Raw genomic sequence first — 17,194 nt, 5'->3', positions numbered from 1 at the left:
TAATTAAATGTTAACGGTAGGCATGTTGTAAAAGGTTAAGGCGGAGTGAGGGCTGGTTAAGGTTTAACCGCTCTAATGATAGGGTTTTGGAGGCTAATCAATGTTTCGGTTGATTGGATCTCATCAATCGATTGAATGCGATTAATCAGTACATGCTGTAACCCGTCGATAGATTGGCACATGACCTTGACAAAAACCGAGTAATTTCCGGTGGTGTAATAGGCTTCTACTACTTCTTCTAATGCATTGAGTTTTGCTATGGCGGCAGGGTAGTCACCAGCACTTTTTAAATTAATGCCAATAAAACAGCACACATCATAGCCAAGTGCTTTTGGGTTAACGGTAATTTGTGCACCGGTAATAATGCCAGCTTGTTTCATTTTTTCAACACGGACATGGATAGTGCCAGCGCTCACACTAAAGCGTTTTGCCAGTTCAGCAAATGGCGTACGTGCATCTTCCATCAGTGCCGTAAGGATCTGGTTATCTAAATCGTCGCGTTGAAATGAGCTATCCACAGTATTGAGCCTGCTACACCATTAATTGGCCATAAATCTACGTCTTTCATTGCATAATAGCCAGTAAAATTAGTAGTGATATTAACAATGTTTAATTTTGATGTTGTTAGACTACTGATCTGCTGTGGGATCGATAAATTCAGCTGGCGATTCGAAATGTATTTGCTGCTCGGTATACGGATGGGTAATGGTTAATGCCGCTGCATGAAGCAGTAATCTTGGTGACAGGCTTTTAGCGAGTGCGTCAGCATAAAAGCCATCTCCCAGTATAGGGTGACCTAATGCCATCATATGAACCCGTAATTGGTGTGAACGGCCGGTAATAGGGGTCAATTTCACTAATGTAGATTTAGCGGCATAACTGACGACTTCAACGAGAGTGGTAGAGGGTTTACCAACCTTATGGTCCACTTTTTGTTTAGGACGATTTGGCCAATCACAAATCAACGGCAAATCAACTTGAGTGACACTTTTACTCACATGGCCTGCCACCCGTGCATAATAGGTTTTAGCGGTTTCACGATCCCGGAATTGTCTTTTAAGTTCGCGTTCTGCACTGCGACGCAGAGCAACAACAATGATTCCGGATGTGGCCATGTCGAGACGATGGACAATTTGTGCGTTAGGGTGCGCCGCTAACACGCGAGAATAAACACTGTCATGATAAATCGCTTCTCTGCCCGGTACCGACAATAACCCAGACGGTTTATCGATGACGATAATGTCTTTATCTTCATGGAGTATGTTTAGCCAAGGCGTGGTGGGCGGGTTGTAAATAAAGTCAGCCATGATGGGTCTCGTCAATGCGCAGTGGATGGTGAGTCATAAATAAAGTCAGTTATGGCGCTCGCCAGTCAATTCGCGGCAACGATACCGTTAGACCTCAAGATACGCAAGTATTGCTTAACCATAAAAAGTGCCTAAGAAAAGGCGTGGCCGTTAACGTGCATTATGGTGAATGTCCATACGACAAACGCCAGTGGGATATGCACTAATGCGTAAAAGCATTGGTCAAGACGTTGCATGCCTTTTGACAATAAAATGAGGTATAAATGTGCGCCGATTGCAACAGGGAAGAGTAAAAACAGTGGGTATAAGGCAAAGGGGCTCGCATCGGTAAAAATCGCGTGGCTTAATATAGCCCAAATAACCATAAATCCAGTGGTCATAGGTGGAAGGGCGACGCGATATTGCTCTGGATATGGAAACATCCTGTGTCCTTTAGTTAGCCTTTAATTTCTTTACGACTTTGAATCACTTTGCGGTGCACAATTGAGTAATGACGTAACCCAGCAGGACCGTGAGATACAATAACAGATAATAGAATAATAAAGATGACTAATTCAGATTTGCACTGACTTATTTGAATAAAGAAACCTAACAAGATGATTTTTAATAAGGTTAATATGCCCTTTAGCTGGATAAGCCAACGCCAGTCGCGAATAATTTCCCAACTCATTAGCAACACCCCTGAACAAATAGCGGCGAGCCAATAGTTAAACCACAGTGATAAATCCAGATCAAACATGATGCCACCGCCACTGCCGACGACACCCACAATGTGGATAGCTCTGAGCGTTGTTTTACTGATCCGTTCAATCCAAAATCGTCCTTCAGAGACGGGCGTATTGTTATTGTTTTTCATGGGTTATTTTCATGGTTTAAAATACTTCAATAATAACAAGCTGCGCTAATATAAACAGTGATACACGCGCCAGTTTTGCAGTTTACTTGTGATGATATCCTTGATTAATTAAGCGTTATTATTGGTTTGGCGCTGGCCAAATAGTCGCATAATGTTGAGACAATACTCGATAACGTCTCAATGTCAGTTTGATCACAATTTGGTGTTTATCCAATGTGATATTGGCGACAACACTCCTGAATTCACATACAATTAACGTCTATCTTGATTAAGCTTCAGGCTTAATTATGCCATCGACGAACGGTAAATTTGGATACTTATGAGAATTGGATTTTTTAGCGCGAAGCCTTACGACATTGTTCATTTTAATCGTACTAATAAGCAGTTTAATGTTGATATCGAATACTTTGATTACCGACTTTGCATGCAAAACGTCAAGTTGGCCGAAGGTTACGAAGTAGTCTGTGCATTCGTTAATGACTCGCTATGTGAAGAAGTGCTAGTGGAATTAGCCAAAGGCGGAACAAAAATTATTGCCATGCGTTGCGCAGGGTTTAACAATGTCGATTTAATTGCCGCTGAGCGTTTAGGTATGCAAGTTGTTAATGTGCCCGCTTATTCCCCGGAGTCAGTTGCAGAGCATTCGGTCGCATTAATGTTGACCTTAAATCGCAAAATTCATAAAGCTTATCAACGTACGCGTGATGCTAATTTTGCCTTATCGGGTTTAGTGGGCTTTAACATGTTTGGCAAAACGGTTGGGGTCATTGGCACCGGTAAAATTGGCGTGGCGACCATTAAAATCCTACTCGGTTTTGGCTGTAAGGTCATTGCATACGATCCTTATCCAAATCAAGCCGTCATTGACCTTGGGATTGAGTATGTCGATTTAGACACACTATACCCTCAATGCGACATCATTAGTTTGCATTGCCCACTGACAAAAGATAATCATCACTTACTGAATCAAACCACGTTTAATAAAATGAAACCTGGTGTTATGGTCATTAACACCAGCCGTGGTGGCTTACTTAATGCATTTGATGCGATGGAAGCGCTTAAACACGGTCATATAGGCTCGCTCGGGCTTGATGTTTATGAAAATGAAAAAGGGCTTTTCTTCGAAGATAAATCAAGTGAGATTATTCAGGATGATGTCTTCCGTCGTTTATCTGCCTGTCACAATGTTATTTTTACCGGCCACCAAGCTTTTTTAACCGACGAAGCACTGAATGCTATCGCTTCTACTACACTGACTAACGTGACCAAACTGATGTCAGGTCAGGTGTGTGGCAACGAGTTGTTTTAAAAAAACGAAGTCAGTAACGGCAAGCCGCTTTTTGATAAGTCACAATGGAAGAATATGATTACAAAAACTGAAGTACACGACATTGCAACGCCAACAGGCGTAATGCGTACCACCTTGTATCGTCCCGATATCAAAGGTCAATTCGCAACGATAATTTTTTACTCAGAAATATTCCAACAAACTGCGCCTATTGCACGCTCAGCAGCGATGCTTGCAGGTCATGGCTTTGTTGTTTTAGTACCAGAAGTGTTTCATGAGTTAAATCCAATTGGCACAGTATTGGCTTATGATGAAGCGGGTAAAGATAAAGGCAATGCAGACAAATGGGCCAAACCATTAGAGCATCATGACAGTGACACCTGTGCCTTAGTTGATTTTGCTCGGGCACAGTCATTTTGCAGCGATAAAGTGGGCGCAATAGGCGTGTGTATTGGTGGTCACTTAGCTTACCGCACCGCACTTAATCCTGATATTAGTGGTGCATTTTGTTTATACCCAACCGACATTCATTCAAACACATTACCTTGCCAAGAAGGTAATGACTCACTCAGTCGCACTGGTGATATAAAAGGCGAGTTAGTGATGGTGTTTGGTAAGCAAGACCCGCATGTGAGTAAAGAAGGGCGAAAGCTTATTTACCAAAAGCTTGAACAGGTAAATGCAAACTTTACCTGGCTAGAGGTGAATGCCCAACATGCCTTTATGCGTGATGAAGGCGAGCGTTACGATGCCGCATTAGCGTTACAAATGTACTTGCAAGCCGTGGCATTTTTTCATCGCGTACTGAATTAATAGGCTTAACGGGTATCATTAAAAGGCGCATTAGCGCCTTTTATCATTTATGTCGGTCAACCTACTGCGATGGGTTATTTACGCTTTGGGATTACCCGTCTTGTTGGTGACGTTTTTTTCGCAGATTGTTCATTCGTGAGCTTAACCACGCCTTTTTGCAGCAATAGACTGTTTGGGTAAGTCATCACATCACCCGACTCACGCTTAATCAGAATGTGAAACAGTGATATTTCAACGATCACACCCGACATATCTTCATCTTTTTCAACAATTCGAATGCGATCGCCAATACGATACGGAAAGGCAAAAAATATCAACACGCCGGCAGTGATGTTGCTAAGAATCGACCATTGTGCAAATAACGCCACACCTAATACCGCAAAAGCCGACGACACAAACAGTGATACGTCTTGATAGCCTAAACCTAGCGATACCGTCATGAATGACACTGTAACGAAAAACATAAAATAAGAAATTAACCGAGTCACTAAGCGACTTCGCACTTCATTGACTTGTTTTTTATCGGCTTGCAGCCTGATCCATTTACTGACCTGGCGTTGAGCAAAAAAGAATATTGCCAGATATAAAATACACATCAACAACTGGTTAAACATGGTGGTTTCCTGTTTGATTAATCCAACAATCTAAATCACGCCGTTTGGCATTAAAACCACAATGGGCTCGGACTAGCGCCCCATAGTTGGGGTACAATACGGTTTTGTTGTTGGCTGAACATAAAGCCAAACCTCCCCCGCAGAGTGAAGTATGTCCGAGTATAAAGTATTGCATGTCGACAGTGATAGTTTTGGTGATTTTTGTGTGCTCGATGATGGTGATTATAGAGTGCTATCATTTGGCGATAATGACGAGCAAAGCAAAATGGACAAAGCGGAGCCTCATGTACCACAACACACTTATGTGCAAGCCATGTTGTCGGTATTGTTATTTACTCAGCCCAAAAGTGTGATTATTTTAGGTTTAGGCGGCGGAGCTCTCGTGCACTCGCTTCGGCATGTCGACGCGGCGATTAAAATTACCGCTGTCGAATTACGCGAGCGAGTCATTGATGTGGCAAAACGTTTTTTTCAGTTACCGTTGAGTAAAAAGCTTACGTTGATCCATCAAGACGCTAATCTCTTTTTAGCGCAAGCCGAACATAAAAAAGTCGATGTGATTTTTGCCGATATATACAGTAATAAAGGCGTAGATAAGCAGCAGTTAACAGATGTGTTTATTGGCCAAACTAAGCAGTTGTTAAAAGCCGATGGCTTTTTAGTGCTTAATTGTTGGAAAGAGCACAGCCGTGATACTCAATTACGCGACACGCTTTATCACCATTTTACTCACGTTTATGCCTGCTTAACCGGCGGTGGTAACTGGGTTGTTTATGCGACTAATGGCAGTAATCACTTTGGCATGGCTAACAATAAGCAAGCATTACAAAGCTTATCGCAAAAGCTTGATACCAATATCAGTCGGGTATTAACCCGGTTTGGTGCCTGGGAATAGTCTTAACGAATTAATCTAATGCTTAAGTGCATCATCGTAAATGATAATTATGCATTCGTTTTTACCGATGAAGAAAAAGGTTCAATATAAAAAACCGATTAAGGCGATAGCTTTTATCCGTTATACTTAATTCATCTCCATCGCTATTATGATTCACATCAGATGACGAGCACATGTTCATCATCTCCGACACCATAAGGTATCGGGTTAACGTAAATCTTAATTCCAATGGAGCATGACATGACACAATCTATCATCAACAGCACAATCAAGCCATTCAAAGCAACTGCATTTCATAACGGTGCATTCGTTGAAGTGACCGAGCAAGACTTATTAGGTAAGTGGTCTGTAGTCTTTTTCTACCCAGCTGACTTCACGTTTGTATGTCCTACAGAGTTAGGCGACATGGCTGACCATTACGAAAAATTACAAGCAATGGGCGTAGAAGTTTACTCAGTATCAACTGACACTCACTTTACTCACAAAGCGTGGCATTCAAGTTCAGACACTATCGGTAAAATTACCTACCCAATGATTGGTGACCCAACAGGCACAATTACTCGCAACTTTGGTGTGATGATTGAAGAAGACGGTTTAGCACTTCGTGGTACTTTTGTTATCAACCCAGAAGGCCAAGTAAAAGTAGCTGAAATTCATGACCTAGGTATTGGCCGTAGCGCTTCTGAACTCGTTCGTAAAATTCAAGCTGCACAATATGTAGCAACTCACGATGGTGAAGTATGTCCAGCTAAATGGCAGCCAGGTGAAGAAACATTAGCACCTTCAATTGACCTAGTCGGTAAAATCTAACCGCTAAGTTCACCCTTAGGTTAGTAATATCATCTCCAGTTGGTCGGTGCTCCCCCGGCGCCGACTAACACTCTCCACTTTTTCGAACTTTCCCCATTTTTAGGAGTTGTTATGTTAGATGCGAATGTAAAAAATCAACTGAAAACCTATCTGCAAAACCTCAAGCGCCCAGTTGAACTTGTCGTATCTGCAGATGACTCAAAAAAAGCAAACGAACTAATCAGTTTAGCCATAGATATTGTCGATTCATCTGATTTAGTCTCAGTGACGTATCAGCAAGGTAAGCGCACACCAAGCATGAGTGTGATTAACCCACAAAACGCAAGCAACATTAGCTTTGCTGGTTTACCAATGGGTCATGAATTTACTTCACTTGTGTTGGCGTTATTACACAGCGGCGGGCATCCGATTAAGCTGGATGCGGATATCATTGAACAGATCCGCCAATTACCTGGTGAGTTCCATTTTGAAACCTATATTTCGTTAAGTTGCCAAACTTGTCCTGAAGTGATTCAGGCATTGAACATGATGGCAGCAATTAACCCCAATATTACCAACGTGATGATTGACGGTGCACTTTTCCAAGAAGAAGTGACAGACCGCAATATCATGTCAGTACCCTCAGTCTTTTTAAACGGCGAAGCTTTCTCTGTCGGTGCCATTAGCGTTGTTGAAGTACTGAATAAATTAGACAAAAATGCAGCAGGCAGACAAGCAGCGCAATTAAATCAAAAATCAGCATTCGATATGCTGGTTGTCGGTGGCGGCCCAGCAGGCGCTGCAGCAGCTATATACTCTGCTCGTAAAGGCTTAATCACCGGTATTGTTGCCGATAAATTTGGCGGCCAAGTGGCTGAAACGGTTGGTATTGAAAACTTTATTTCTGTGTCTAAAACAGAAGGCCCTAAATTGGTTGCCAATTTAGAAGCCCACGTTAAAGATTATAACGTCGATATTATGCAAAACCAGCGCGCATTGAGCCTAGCCAAAAACGGCCTGTTTGATGTCACGTTAGAAAGCGGCGCAACCTTAAGCAGTAAAACGATAATATTAGCCACAGGTGCACGTTGGAGAGAAATGAACGTCCCTGGTGAGCAAGAGTATCGCGGTAAAGGCGTAGCGTATTGCCCACATTGTGACGGCCCATTATTTAAAGGCAAACGTGTCGCGGTTATCGGCGGCGGTAACTCAGGTATTGAAGCCGCTATCGATTTAGCCAATATTGTTGAGCATGTTACCGTACTTGAGTTTGACAGTAAGTTACGTGCCGATGAAGTGCTGCAGCGTAAAGCTAAATCTATGGGCAATATCACCATTATTACTCAAGCTCAAACCACAGAAGTCAAAGGTGATGGTACCCGCGTAACCAGTTTGATCTACACAGATCGTGCAACAGGTGAGAGCAACACAGTTACATTAGCAGGTATCTTTGTGCAAATTGGCCTGGTGCCAAACACAGAGTGGTTAAAAGGTGTGGTCGATATGACACCTCGCGGCGAAATTATTGTTGATGAGCGTGGCCAAACTTCAATCCCGGGTGTATTTGCTGCAGGTGATGTAACCAATACCCCTTTTAAGCAAATCATTATTGCGATGGGCAGTGGCGCAACAGCATCTCTTGGCGCGTTTGATTACTTAATCAGACACTCAGAAGAAACAGATGTAAAAGCAGCGTAATCAATACGTTTCCTTTACCGTATAAAAAAGAGTCAGCTTAGCTGGCTCTTTTTGTTTGTACCATTGATGATACTTATCGATATCACGGACACCATAGCCATTGTGTCGGATAAAAAACAAGCAAAAAAGATAACTGCATTAGATAAACTTCAAGTATATTCAAGCTAGGCCGATACTGAGTTACAAGTCTGATTTTGAAGTAATAATCAATTTCATTATTGGTAAATTAATAACCATAAAAAGTATTGCTATAGTTAAGCTTATAAATACCGTTGTGCATTGTCCGATGTGCACGATATCTCGTCAGGGATTAAACCCGGTGACACTCTTCGCAATAGTGCAGTTGGCGTTGTTTAATTGGCAACGTCAAGTCTAATTTCCGTATATTGAAGAACGCTTTGGGGGCGAAATATGAGTTGGTTTAGTAACATGTCAATTTTTAAAAAAGTAGGGCTGATATTTGTTTTGTCAGTGATTATTTTTGCTGTCAACCTGGCGATCAGTACGGTTGCGATTAACAAAAATCGTGACACCTTGTCGTTCATGGAAACCAAAGTCGCGCAGCGAGTGGAGCTGGCAAATCAAAACGTGATTTATGTGCAGCGTTTAGATGAGTTATACACACAGGCGGTGTCTTTTGCTGATGAAGACCTACTCGAAAACGCCAATAAAACCTTTATATCTCTTAAAAATAACCTGACTAATTTGTCTGCTTCCGACACACAAGCGTCGGTGATGTTGGGACAATTATCTCAACAGTTAAATGAATATAACAACATGACGTTGTCTTTAGCCCAAGGTATGCTCGATGGCACCATCGATATGGCCGACGTTGGGCAAATCAGTCAGAAAAAAGCCAAAGTGTTTGAATCGTTAACTAAGGGTATTAATACTTACAAAGCCGACAAAGTTGATGAGTTTAGTTTGACCATAAAAGAAGCTAGCGATCGCTCTGAACAAAGTTTGTACCTTACCTTAAGCATTGGTCTTGCCTTACTGGTGTTAATGGCCTTAGCAACAAATTCAATCGCTAAAGCCATTAGTGGCTCTGCTGGTGATGTGGCTAAATCATTAGGTGAACTCGCCGACGGCAAAGGTAATTTACGTCACCAATTAACCGTTGCGGGTACCGATGAACTGGGTCAAGTGTCGAGTAATTTTAATCGTTTTTTACGTTTATTGGCAGAGTCTATTGAGCGCGTTGTTAATGTCACCAGCCCACTGTTAGACAGTGCCTCATCACTAAAAGAGCGCATGACAGTTGCGACTAAGGCGACGAAAAAACAAAGTCAGGATGCTAAAACGGTTCATATGTCGATGGAAGAGATGCGCCATTCGGTCAATGATATTTCCCATAGCGCCCAGCAAGCCGCAGAAGCCGCTCAAGTAGCAGAACAAGAAGCAACAGAAGGTTTGGCTGTTGTGCAGCGTACCGTGAGAATTTCTCAAGAGTTAAACTCAGGCATTGAGCTGGCATCTAATTCAATCAATGAGTTAGCAAAAGACACTGAAAGTGTCGGGTCTATCTTAAATGTGATTACTTCTATTGCAGAGCAAACTAACTTATTGGCGTTAAATGCAGCTATTGAAGCGGCACGTGCAGGTGAACACGGTCGTGGTTTTGCTGTAGTAGCCGATGAAGTGCGCGCGTTGGCATCTAAAACCGCTGATGCAACCAAAGAAATTCGCGGAGTGTTAGATAAGCTCAAAGTCGCGGCGGAGTCGTCTGTGAGTACCATGAATGTGGCCATCACTAAGTCGTCTGAGAATGAACGTTTTGCTAAAGATACCGGTGAAGCGCTGAGTTCCATTCAGTCCAAAATTGTCAGCATCAACAGCATGAATACGCATATTGCCTCTGCAACAGAGCAGCAGTCCCATGTGGCCGCGCAAGTGGCAAACAATGTGGTTGAAATGAATGCCTCATTTGAGCAAACCTTAGGGATCTTGGCAGAAGTGCAGGGCATTTCTCAAGGGCTAGACGGATTTGCTAACGAGCTTAATAACGCGACATCGCAATTTAAGTTATAAATGTAAGTTGTAAAGGTCAGCTATTTATTAATCATCGCAAAGTAAGCCGCAACATCAACGCAGAGCAAACGCTCTGCGTTTTTATTTGTGTTATGCAAGCCTCTAATTGAGCACTATCACAGCAATTGTGTGTAATTGCGCTAATGTAAGCGTCACTTTTTTCTGAAATAGCGTATTATCACGGCAAAAATTGCCTCAAGACGATGTTTGATTTACTTTAATCGTCTTGAATGAATTGATGTTAGTTATTCAGCGTTATTTTGCTTATTTTTCACTGTAATGTGAGCTGTTTGGAAAAGGATTATCATGCCAAGCTTGATTAGAATCGTATTAATTAATACTCACCTGCCAGGTGTGGTCGAATTACTCTTAAAAGGCCATACCAACATTTGTGGTACCAACGCGTCTGGTAAAACAACCCTACAGCGCCTAGTGCCAGTGTTTTATGGTGAATACCCAAGTCGCGTAGTGCCGTCAACCCGTGACAGTTTTGAACGTTGGTATTTACCGCACGATTCTAGCTACATTATTTATGAATACCAAAAAGATGACGGCTTACTGTATCAAGCTGTATTAGCGTCAGCTGGTGACGGTAAAGGGGTTAATTACCGCTTTATTGCATGTGGTTTTGAACTTGAGAATTACATTAAATCCCGCAATGGCGACACCATCATTTGCCATTCGATGGCCGAACTTGGTCGTGAAGTTAAACGTGAAGGCATCGCGCACACTAACTTACTCAATACTCGCGAATTCCGCGCCATTATTCAAAACGATCGCAGTTTACTCAATACGGGCAGTAACCGAAACGAGTTACGTACTTATGCACGTCAGTTCTCGCTATGCGATGGCGAACACAGCCTGCGCCATATTGAAAAACTGGCTAAAGCCGTGCATTCAAAAGAAGGTAAAATGGAAACGGTCAAATCAATGATCGCCGCTATTTTAGAAGAAGATGGAGTCAATCCACCCACTTCACGCCTTAATCCTCAGCGCGTTGAAACCTGGATCCGTGAGAGCCAGCTCGTACAAGGTTTTGAGCAAATTCGCCCAGAATACGACAAACTTGAACAAGAGTTTAACCAATTACTGAGCGCTGAATTACGTTTAGCCAGCTTATCTCGCGGCTACCGTGGTGATGAAACTCTAGAAGCTGGGCGTCAAGACCGTAATCAAACCTTAGGTAAAGAACTCAATCTTAAACTGCGTTTACTCGACGATGAGTGGAAAGATGTCCGTGATGAGCTCAACCAAGAATTGTCAGCTGCAAAAGGCGATGTCGGCAAATTTGAATATGAGTTAGATGCGATTGAAGATCAGCATGCCGCTTTTTTAGATGCCGACATTGAGCAGGCTAAAGCCGATTTAGACAATCTGCCTAATTGGCGTAGCGACGTTGAAAATCTTAACGAGCGCCACAAATTACAAACTGAAAAACACCAAGACATTGAAGCGGCTTTTAATGCGCGTCGCAGTAAAATTGCCGAGCAGCTTCACCGTGAACTGGAGTCGTTACACACCGAACAAGACACTCAACGTGAAGCGCGTGATAAACAGCGTGAGCTGGCCAATGACGATTTAGGCAAACTTGAGCAACAATGGCGTGAGCAAACTGACGCCGGTAAAGCCAAATTTAGTGAGCACGAGTATCAACTTAAATTGCAAGCCGCTGAGCTTAAGCATCAAGTGGATGGCGTGACGTACACCGAAGATGAAAAAATGCGTTTGGCTATATTTGATGAACGCATCAGCCTCGCCGACGAAGAACAAGAAACCTGTAATGCCAAGGTTGAGCGTTTAACTACCGAGGAGCGTAAGCAGCGAGCCAAACGTGACCAAGCCAACGAAGCGCTGCGCATTGCCAGTATTCGGGTGAGCGAGCGCGAAAATACCAAAGAAGAATTGCATCACATGCTGTTCCCACAGTCGCATACGCTGTTGGAGTTTTTACGCAAAGAAGCCCAAGGTTGGGAGCAATCATTTGGTAAAGTGATCGCGCCAGAGTTATTGCATCGCAGTGATTTACACCCAAGTTTAACCAAAGACAATAGCGACAGTTTATTTGGCGTCCACCTAGATCTTAACGCCATTGACGTGCCTGAATACGCCGCAACAGAGCAAGATTTGCGTATCCGTTTTGCTAAAGCCGAAGAAGCCCTGCAAAGCGCCCAAGAAATACATGCTGAAGCTGAAGATCAGCTGGTGGTGATGAACAGCGCACTGGATGCCATTACCCGTGAGCTAACATTTGCCCGTACCGCCTATAAAAATAGCCGTGAAGATTTACGCCGACTCTTTGATGAAAAGCGCAGCGAGCAACAAAAGATCAATCAAGCCGTCGCCGATCGCAAAACTGAATCGGGTAAGCGTTTGGTGCAACTTGATAATGAGTTAAAGCAGTTGCATAACCAACATCTTGAATGGTTAGCCGAACAGAAAGACCAGGCGTTAGAAGCACGCATGGACAAAAATGCTTACTGGCAAGAAGTCGTAGGTGCTATCGACAATCAACTTGGGCAGATTAAAGCCAATATTGAACAGCGCCGTGCTAATGCCAAAACAGAGCAAAAAGCCTGTGAAACCTGGTACAAAAATGAGCTGAAATCTCGCGGTGTCGATGAAGGCACTATTTTAGCGCTTAAAAAGCAAATTCGTGAGCTTGAAGCGCAAATAAGCCAGGCAGAACAACGTCGTAGTGACGTGTTACGTTATGACGATTGGTACCAACATACCTGGTTAGTGCGTAAGCCAAAGCTGCAAGCACAGCTCGCCGATGTGAAACGTGCCGCGCTCGAGCTTGAGCAACAATTAACGGCTAAAACCGCGGAAATTAAGCAACGCCGCAACAGCTTAGAAACCGAACGTAAAGCCTGTGATGCCGCCCAGGTTGAAGCATCTGAAAACCTCACTAAACTGCGCGCGGTAATGCGTAAGTTGGCAGAATTGAAGTTGCCGGCCAATAACGACGAAGCCATGGGTAGCATTGGCGAACGTTTACGCCAAGGCGAAGATTTATTGCTAAAGCGTGATTATTTAATGGGCTCAGTAAAGCAATATGTTGAGCACTTTGACTCTGTGATTGCCAGCAAATCGGGCTCAAGTTTGGCCGAGTTCTGGGAGCGCGCGCGTGACGAGTCTAGCTTTGTTAATGATAAAGGTATTCGCCTACTCGATTACCGTAAATTAGTGCCACAGCTAGAGCAGTTACTCAATGTGATGGTGCCGCAATCGTTAATGGCGATTCGCGAGCAAGGGCGTATTTTTGGTATCGATTTAACCGCATTTTACGACGTATTAACCGACATCGACCGCCGAATTGCCAGCCAAAGTGCCCGCATTACCCGTGAAGTGGGTGAAGAGTTATTCCTCGATGGTGTATCGGAATCTGCAGTACGGATTCGCTCACGCATCAGTGAACTCGAGTTCTGGCCTGAACTTGAAGTGTTTGTAAAAGCCTTTAAAGCCTGGAAAGCCGACGGTTTTAGCCAGCTACCAGACGAGCATTACACTAACTCAATGCGCCGCGCCCTAGACATTATTGGCCGCGCCGCACTAACCGGTGGCATTGCTAAGTTACTGGAGATTGAATTGCGCTTAAAAGAAGGCAATAGCGATCTGATTATCCGTACCGACCGCCAGTTAAATGAATCATCTAGCCACGGTATGGCATACCTGATTTTATGTAAATTCTTGCTGGCATTTACCCGTTTATTACGCGGTAAAGCCAATGTGACTATTCATTGGCCTATTGATGAGCTCGGCACCTTGCATCACACCAACGTGAAGAAGATTTTTGATGCCTGTGAAAACAATAACATCAGTGTGTTAGGGGCATTCCCAAATCCAGAATCTGAAGTGCTTAACTTATTTGCTAACCGTTACATCATTAACAAGCAAACTAAAAAACTGCAGGTGGTTAAACCTAAAACTAACCCACTTGCTGAGCGACTCTCGCAACGAAATGCTGACACTGCTCATTCTGAAATATCTCACCCCACAACGGCTAAGGAGCAACGTTAATGTCTGACTCAAATGAAACAACCTTAGTGGGTACCAGTGCGTTAATCGAGCAGCTGTTACGTGGTGAGTTTATTTGCCGAGTGACTAACGAAGACGGTTGGCGCGCGCTAAAAAATAACAGCACCCGCGAGCGGATAGAAACGTACTTAAACCAAATTAATCGCACCCTGGCCAGCGCTGGTGAAGGTGAAGTGTTCTTTTGTGGGTATCTACAACTTGGCGATGCTGAGCGTAAAGTGATTTCATCGCAGTTTAAAGATATTTGCGCGGCGTTAATTCCGCTGGTGGAATGGCTCGTGTTAGTGCAAGAAGCGAGCGGCCAGGATGCACCATTAAGTGAAGGTGCGCCGATACGCTTAACCGACTTACAAGCACGAATAGAAGACACTCCAGCCTTTAGAGAGCAACTAACAAAGCTCAGCCAGTATCGCTTATTTGGCTCTAGCAGCAGTAATGTCGACGGCCAAATTAAGTTAGTGTTTAAGCGCTTAGTCGAATTGGGTTACCTAGCAAAACCCAATAGCGAGAAACAGATTTATATTGCCACTGGTAAGCTTGATTACTTATACGAAGTGATCCGCTTTATTGACGAAACAGAGGGCTTAAGCCTTGAGGCGCAAGCTGAAACCGCGACCCAAAGGGAGTTAATATGAGCAGCAACTTACACCAAGCTGGGGTAAAGCTGCTCAAACAACTCGGGCGGCATGCCGATGTGATCATGGATGCGTATTTAGCCGGCTCGGTTAACGACACAGCCCATGATGCAGGCGTGATTGAAAAACTCAAAAAAAGCGGCATTTTGTGGCGCCCAGAGCCAGACCAAGAGCTGCGCTTAAAGCGCTCAGTGCGGGCGTTGCTTGAAGAAGCCTTAAGCGATGAGCGTAACCGTCAAATTGACTCTAACGTTGGCTCATCTTTAGCGACCATTAAAACCCTCGCCGACCATTATAAAGAAGCACGCCACAATGTTGATTACAGCGCTGCAGAAGCCTATTTAGCCGACTTAAACGAACACGTTTACAGTTTCACCGACAGCTTACGCTATTCAATTAGGGTGTTGTGGGGACGCATTAACAACGAGTTTGGTTATGTCGGGACGATTAGTGCCAAAATTCGTGAAAACGAACTGGCGCAAAGCCAGGTGTCTGACTTGCTTAATGGCCTTGAAATGTTCCAGTTTAGTGAGCTGGGTGAAATTGCCGGTGACATCCGCGAGTTACGCCGTTTATTAATTACCAGCTTGCAAGAAACCCTAAGCCAGTGTACTCAAGAGCTGAGTATTGTACAGGGCAGATTGTATGAATTACTCGGCCGCTTTAGACAAATCCAAGGGCGAACACGGTTGCTCAAAGGCTGGTTGCTGCACACCGACATGCACCCAGATTATCAAGTCGATAACCATGTTGGCCATAAAGCGATTCCGAATTTATTTAACTGTGCCCAGGCTCTATTAGCACCAGCCAGTGTCGATGTAAGTAATCCACATCATGAACTGGAGTTAATGAGTTTAGTCGCGCAAGTGAAAGCCATTAGCCGTGATGCATTACCGCATATTGCACGTGAGCAAAATGTCACCTTTGAAATGGGCGACAGTGAAGATTTTGATATCCCAGAAAATCCACTCAAAATTGCCGTGGATGAATATTTCTGTGAGGTTATCGATTCAGGTTTACGTCAATCGGCATTGAGTTATTTAACCGAAAAGCAATTAACCTGGGATGCTGAAAGTTGGCTTTACCAAGTGATTGGGGGTTATGAAGGTTTGGCCGATGAGCATAAAAATTACTTTGAGTTAGAACCGATTGGTAAACCCGATCCAGTGTATAACGGTAATTTTATCATTCATGATGTTGAGTTATGGCTAGCCTAAGCCAGAGTCAATTACAGTTAATGGCCCGCGCGGCAAAACAACTTTTACCGCGCGTAACATATAATGCTGGTTGGAAAAAACTGTATCAGTTATGGCAAATAGGCGAGCCCGATGGTGCTGAAAAATACCTGTATTTAACCCATAGCGATTATGGTTTACTGCGCAAAATGGCGCAGATAGACTCAGGCTTAGATATTCTCGCACTCGATTTTGACGTGCCGCGACAGCAAATGTCGCAGCTCAGTGCTAATGAAAAATACGCTAATATCAGTCCAGATGCCGATTATGTGTTAATAAAACTCGCGCCTAACATCGTTCAATCTCTGTTCTCTACATCCGCAGTAGACTCTGTCGTCGAGGTGTTGACGGTATTAGGTAGCTCATTGCGATTAAAGGTCGACGCCGCAGTTGCACTGTGTCAGCAACTTAAGATTACCCAGCTCATTGTGGTCGAAAATCTCGACAGTTTTGATAATCTATTTGCTTATTCATTCACGCCAGAGTTACAGCCAATAGTCGACAATTGCATGGTGTTGTATCGTGGCAGCCACGATTATTCTCCAGCTGGTCGCAAGCATTTTTTACATTTGATCGCCGCACTGAAGTTGGATGTAATTGCTTTTACCGACCTTGATCCCGCAGGGTTGATGATTGCCAATACCCTCGAACATTGCCACAGCATGATCGTGCCGCAATGGGTGCTTGAGGCACCCGATAAACTGCTCGCTATCAGCCAAATTAACTCAGTCAGTGATTTTGATAAGCAGCATAAACAATCGGCTTATTTAAACAATATTTTGTCGCAAGGTACTGTAACTTCGATGGTATTCACATCTCAATGGGTATCATTAATCCAGTGGTTGAGCCGTAACCGTGTCAGCATTAAACAACAGCATATGTTGGCAAAGTCATTGCCGCTGAGCTTACTAAAAATCCATTCATAATATCTAATGTCTTAACCTCCTATCGGACAAAAATGTTCAATGATTTTTGTACAGAGTGCTCTTGTATTG

At 43.6% G+C, this 17,194-nt stretch carries 15 protein-coding genes; 10 read left to right on the top strand and 5 right to left on the bottom strand.

Annotation, left to right across the window (positions count from 1 at the left end; translation table 11 throughout):
• Positions 1 to 56: 56 nt before the first annotated feature.
• From asnC to AC19MV_RS10005, 4 genes are all read right to left on the bottom strand, one after another.
• Positions 57 to 518 (bottom strand): transcriptional regulator AsnC, encoded by a 462-nt coding sequence (gene asnC, locus AC19MV_RS10020; RefSeq protein ID WP_160056051.1) that lies wholly within the window; start codon positions 516 to 518, stop codon positions 57 to 59.
• A gap of 111 nt (positions 519 to 629) precedes the next feature.
• Entirely contained in the window at positions 630 to 1,307 is a 678-nt protein-coding gene (gene rluA, locus AC19MV_RS10015) for a bifunctional tRNA pseudouridine(32) synthase/23S rRNA pseudouridine(746) synthase RluA (RefSeq protein ID WP_498307356.1), read from the bottom strand.
• A 131-nt stretch (positions 1,308 to 1,438) separates the two neighbouring features.
• Positions 1,439 to 1,729, bottom strand: coding sequence for a hypothetical protein (locus tag AC19MV_RS10010; protein ID WP_432402856.1), 291 nt, complete (start codon positions 1,727 to 1,729; stop codon positions 1,439 to 1,441).
• Positions 1,730 to 1,743: 14 nt separating this feature from the next.
• On the bottom strand, positions 1,744 to 2,163 hold the full coding sequence (locus AC19MV_RS10005) for a hypothetical protein (RefSeq protein ID WP_432402858.1): 420 nt from the start codon (positions 2,161 to 2,163) through the stop codon (positions 1,744 to 1,746).
• Positions 2,164 to 2,482: 319 nt separating this feature from the next.
• Between AC19MV_RS10005 and AC19MV_RS10000 the strand changes: the two genes are divergently transcribed.
• Both AC19MV_RS10000 and AC19MV_RS09995 read left to right on the top strand, forming a co-directional pair.
• Complete coding sequence (locus AC19MV_RS10000) at positions 2,483 to 3,472, top strand: 2-hydroxyacid dehydrogenase (protein WP_498307355.1); 990 nt, start codon at positions 2,483 to 2,485, stop codon at positions 3,470 to 3,472.
• Between the two features lie 54 nt (positions 3,473 to 3,526).
• Positions 3,527 to 4,264, top strand: coding sequence for a dienelactone hydrolase family protein (locus tag AC19MV_RS09995; protein ID WP_498307353.1), 738 nt, complete (start codon positions 3,527 to 3,529; stop codon positions 4,262 to 4,264).
• A 74-nt stretch (positions 4,265 to 4,338) separates the two neighbouring features.
• Here AC19MV_RS09995 and AC19MV_RS09990 read toward each other — a convergent pair whose 3' ends face one another.
• Positions 4,339 to 4,878: a mechanosensitive ion channel domain-containing protein gene (locus AC19MV_RS09990; RefSeq protein WP_498297938.1), complete on the bottom strand. Its 540-nt coding sequence runs from the start codon at positions 4,876 to 4,878 to the stop codon at positions 4,339 to 4,341.
• 151 nt (positions 4,879 to 5,029) lie between these two features.
• Here AC19MV_RS09990 and AC19MV_RS09985 point away from each other — a divergent pair, with 151 nt between their 5' ends.
• From AC19MV_RS09985 to AC19MV_RS09950, 8 genes are all read left to right on the top strand, one after another.
• Positions 5,030 to 5,773, top strand: coding sequence for a spermidine synthase (locus tag AC19MV_RS09985; RefSeq protein ID WP_498307351.1), 744 nt, complete (start codon positions 5,030 to 5,032; stop codon positions 5,771 to 5,773).
• 240 nt (positions 5,774 to 6,013) lie between these two features.
• A complete protein-coding gene (gene ahpC / locus AC19MV_RS09980; RefSeq protein ID WP_432402868.1) occupies positions 6,014 to 6,583 on the top strand; it encodes an alkyl hydroperoxide reductase subunit C in 570 nt (189 codons plus the stop codon).
• Positions 6,584 to 6,694: 111 nt separating this feature from the next.
• Positions 6,695 to 8,260, top strand: coding sequence for an alkyl hydroperoxide reductase subunit F (ahpF, locus tag AC19MV_RS09975; RefSeq protein WP_498307349.1), 1,566 nt, complete (start codon positions 6,695 to 6,697; stop codon positions 8,258 to 8,260).
• 429 nt (positions 8,261 to 8,689) lie between these two features.
• Positions 8,690 to 10,291 (top strand): methyl-accepting chemotaxis protein, encoded by a 1,602-nt coding sequence (locus AC19MV_RS09970; protein WP_498307348.1) that lies wholly within the window; start codon positions 8,690 to 8,692, stop codon positions 10,289 to 10,291.
• A 306-nt stretch (positions 10,292 to 10,597) separates the two neighbouring features.
• Entirely contained in the window at positions 10,598 to 14,311 is a 3,714-nt protein-coding gene (locus AC19MV_RS09965; RefSeq protein ID WP_498307346.1) for an ATP-binding protein, read from the top strand.
• Positions 14,311 to 14,964 (top strand): condensin complex protein MksE, encoded by a 654-nt coding sequence (locus AC19MV_RS09960; RefSeq protein WP_432402877.1) that lies wholly within the window; start codon positions 14,311 to 14,313, stop codon positions 14,962 to 14,964. Before AC19MV_RS09965 ends, AC19MV_RS09960 begins: the two co-directional genes overlap by 1 nt.
• On the top strand, positions 14,961 to 16,181 hold the full coding sequence (locus AC19MV_RS09955; RefSeq protein ID WP_498307344.1) for a phosphoenolpyruvate carboxylase: 1,221 nt from the start codon (positions 14,961 to 14,963) through the stop codon (positions 16,179 to 16,181). The genes AC19MV_RS09960 and AC19MV_RS09955 overlap by 4 nt, the downstream gene beginning before the upstream one ends.
• Positions 16,169 to 17,125, top strand: coding sequence for a DUF7281 domain-containing protein (locus tag AC19MV_RS09950; RefSeq protein WP_498307342.1), 957 nt, complete (start codon positions 16,169 to 16,171; stop codon positions 17,123 to 17,125). Before AC19MV_RS09955 ends, AC19MV_RS09950 begins: the two co-directional genes overlap by 13 nt.
• The last annotated feature ends 69 nt before the right edge of the window (positions 17,126 to 17,194 follow it).

It is taken from the genome of Shewanella sp. MF05913 (genome assembly GCF_059758095.1).
This window is presented reverse-complemented; position numbering and strand designations above follow the sequence as displayed.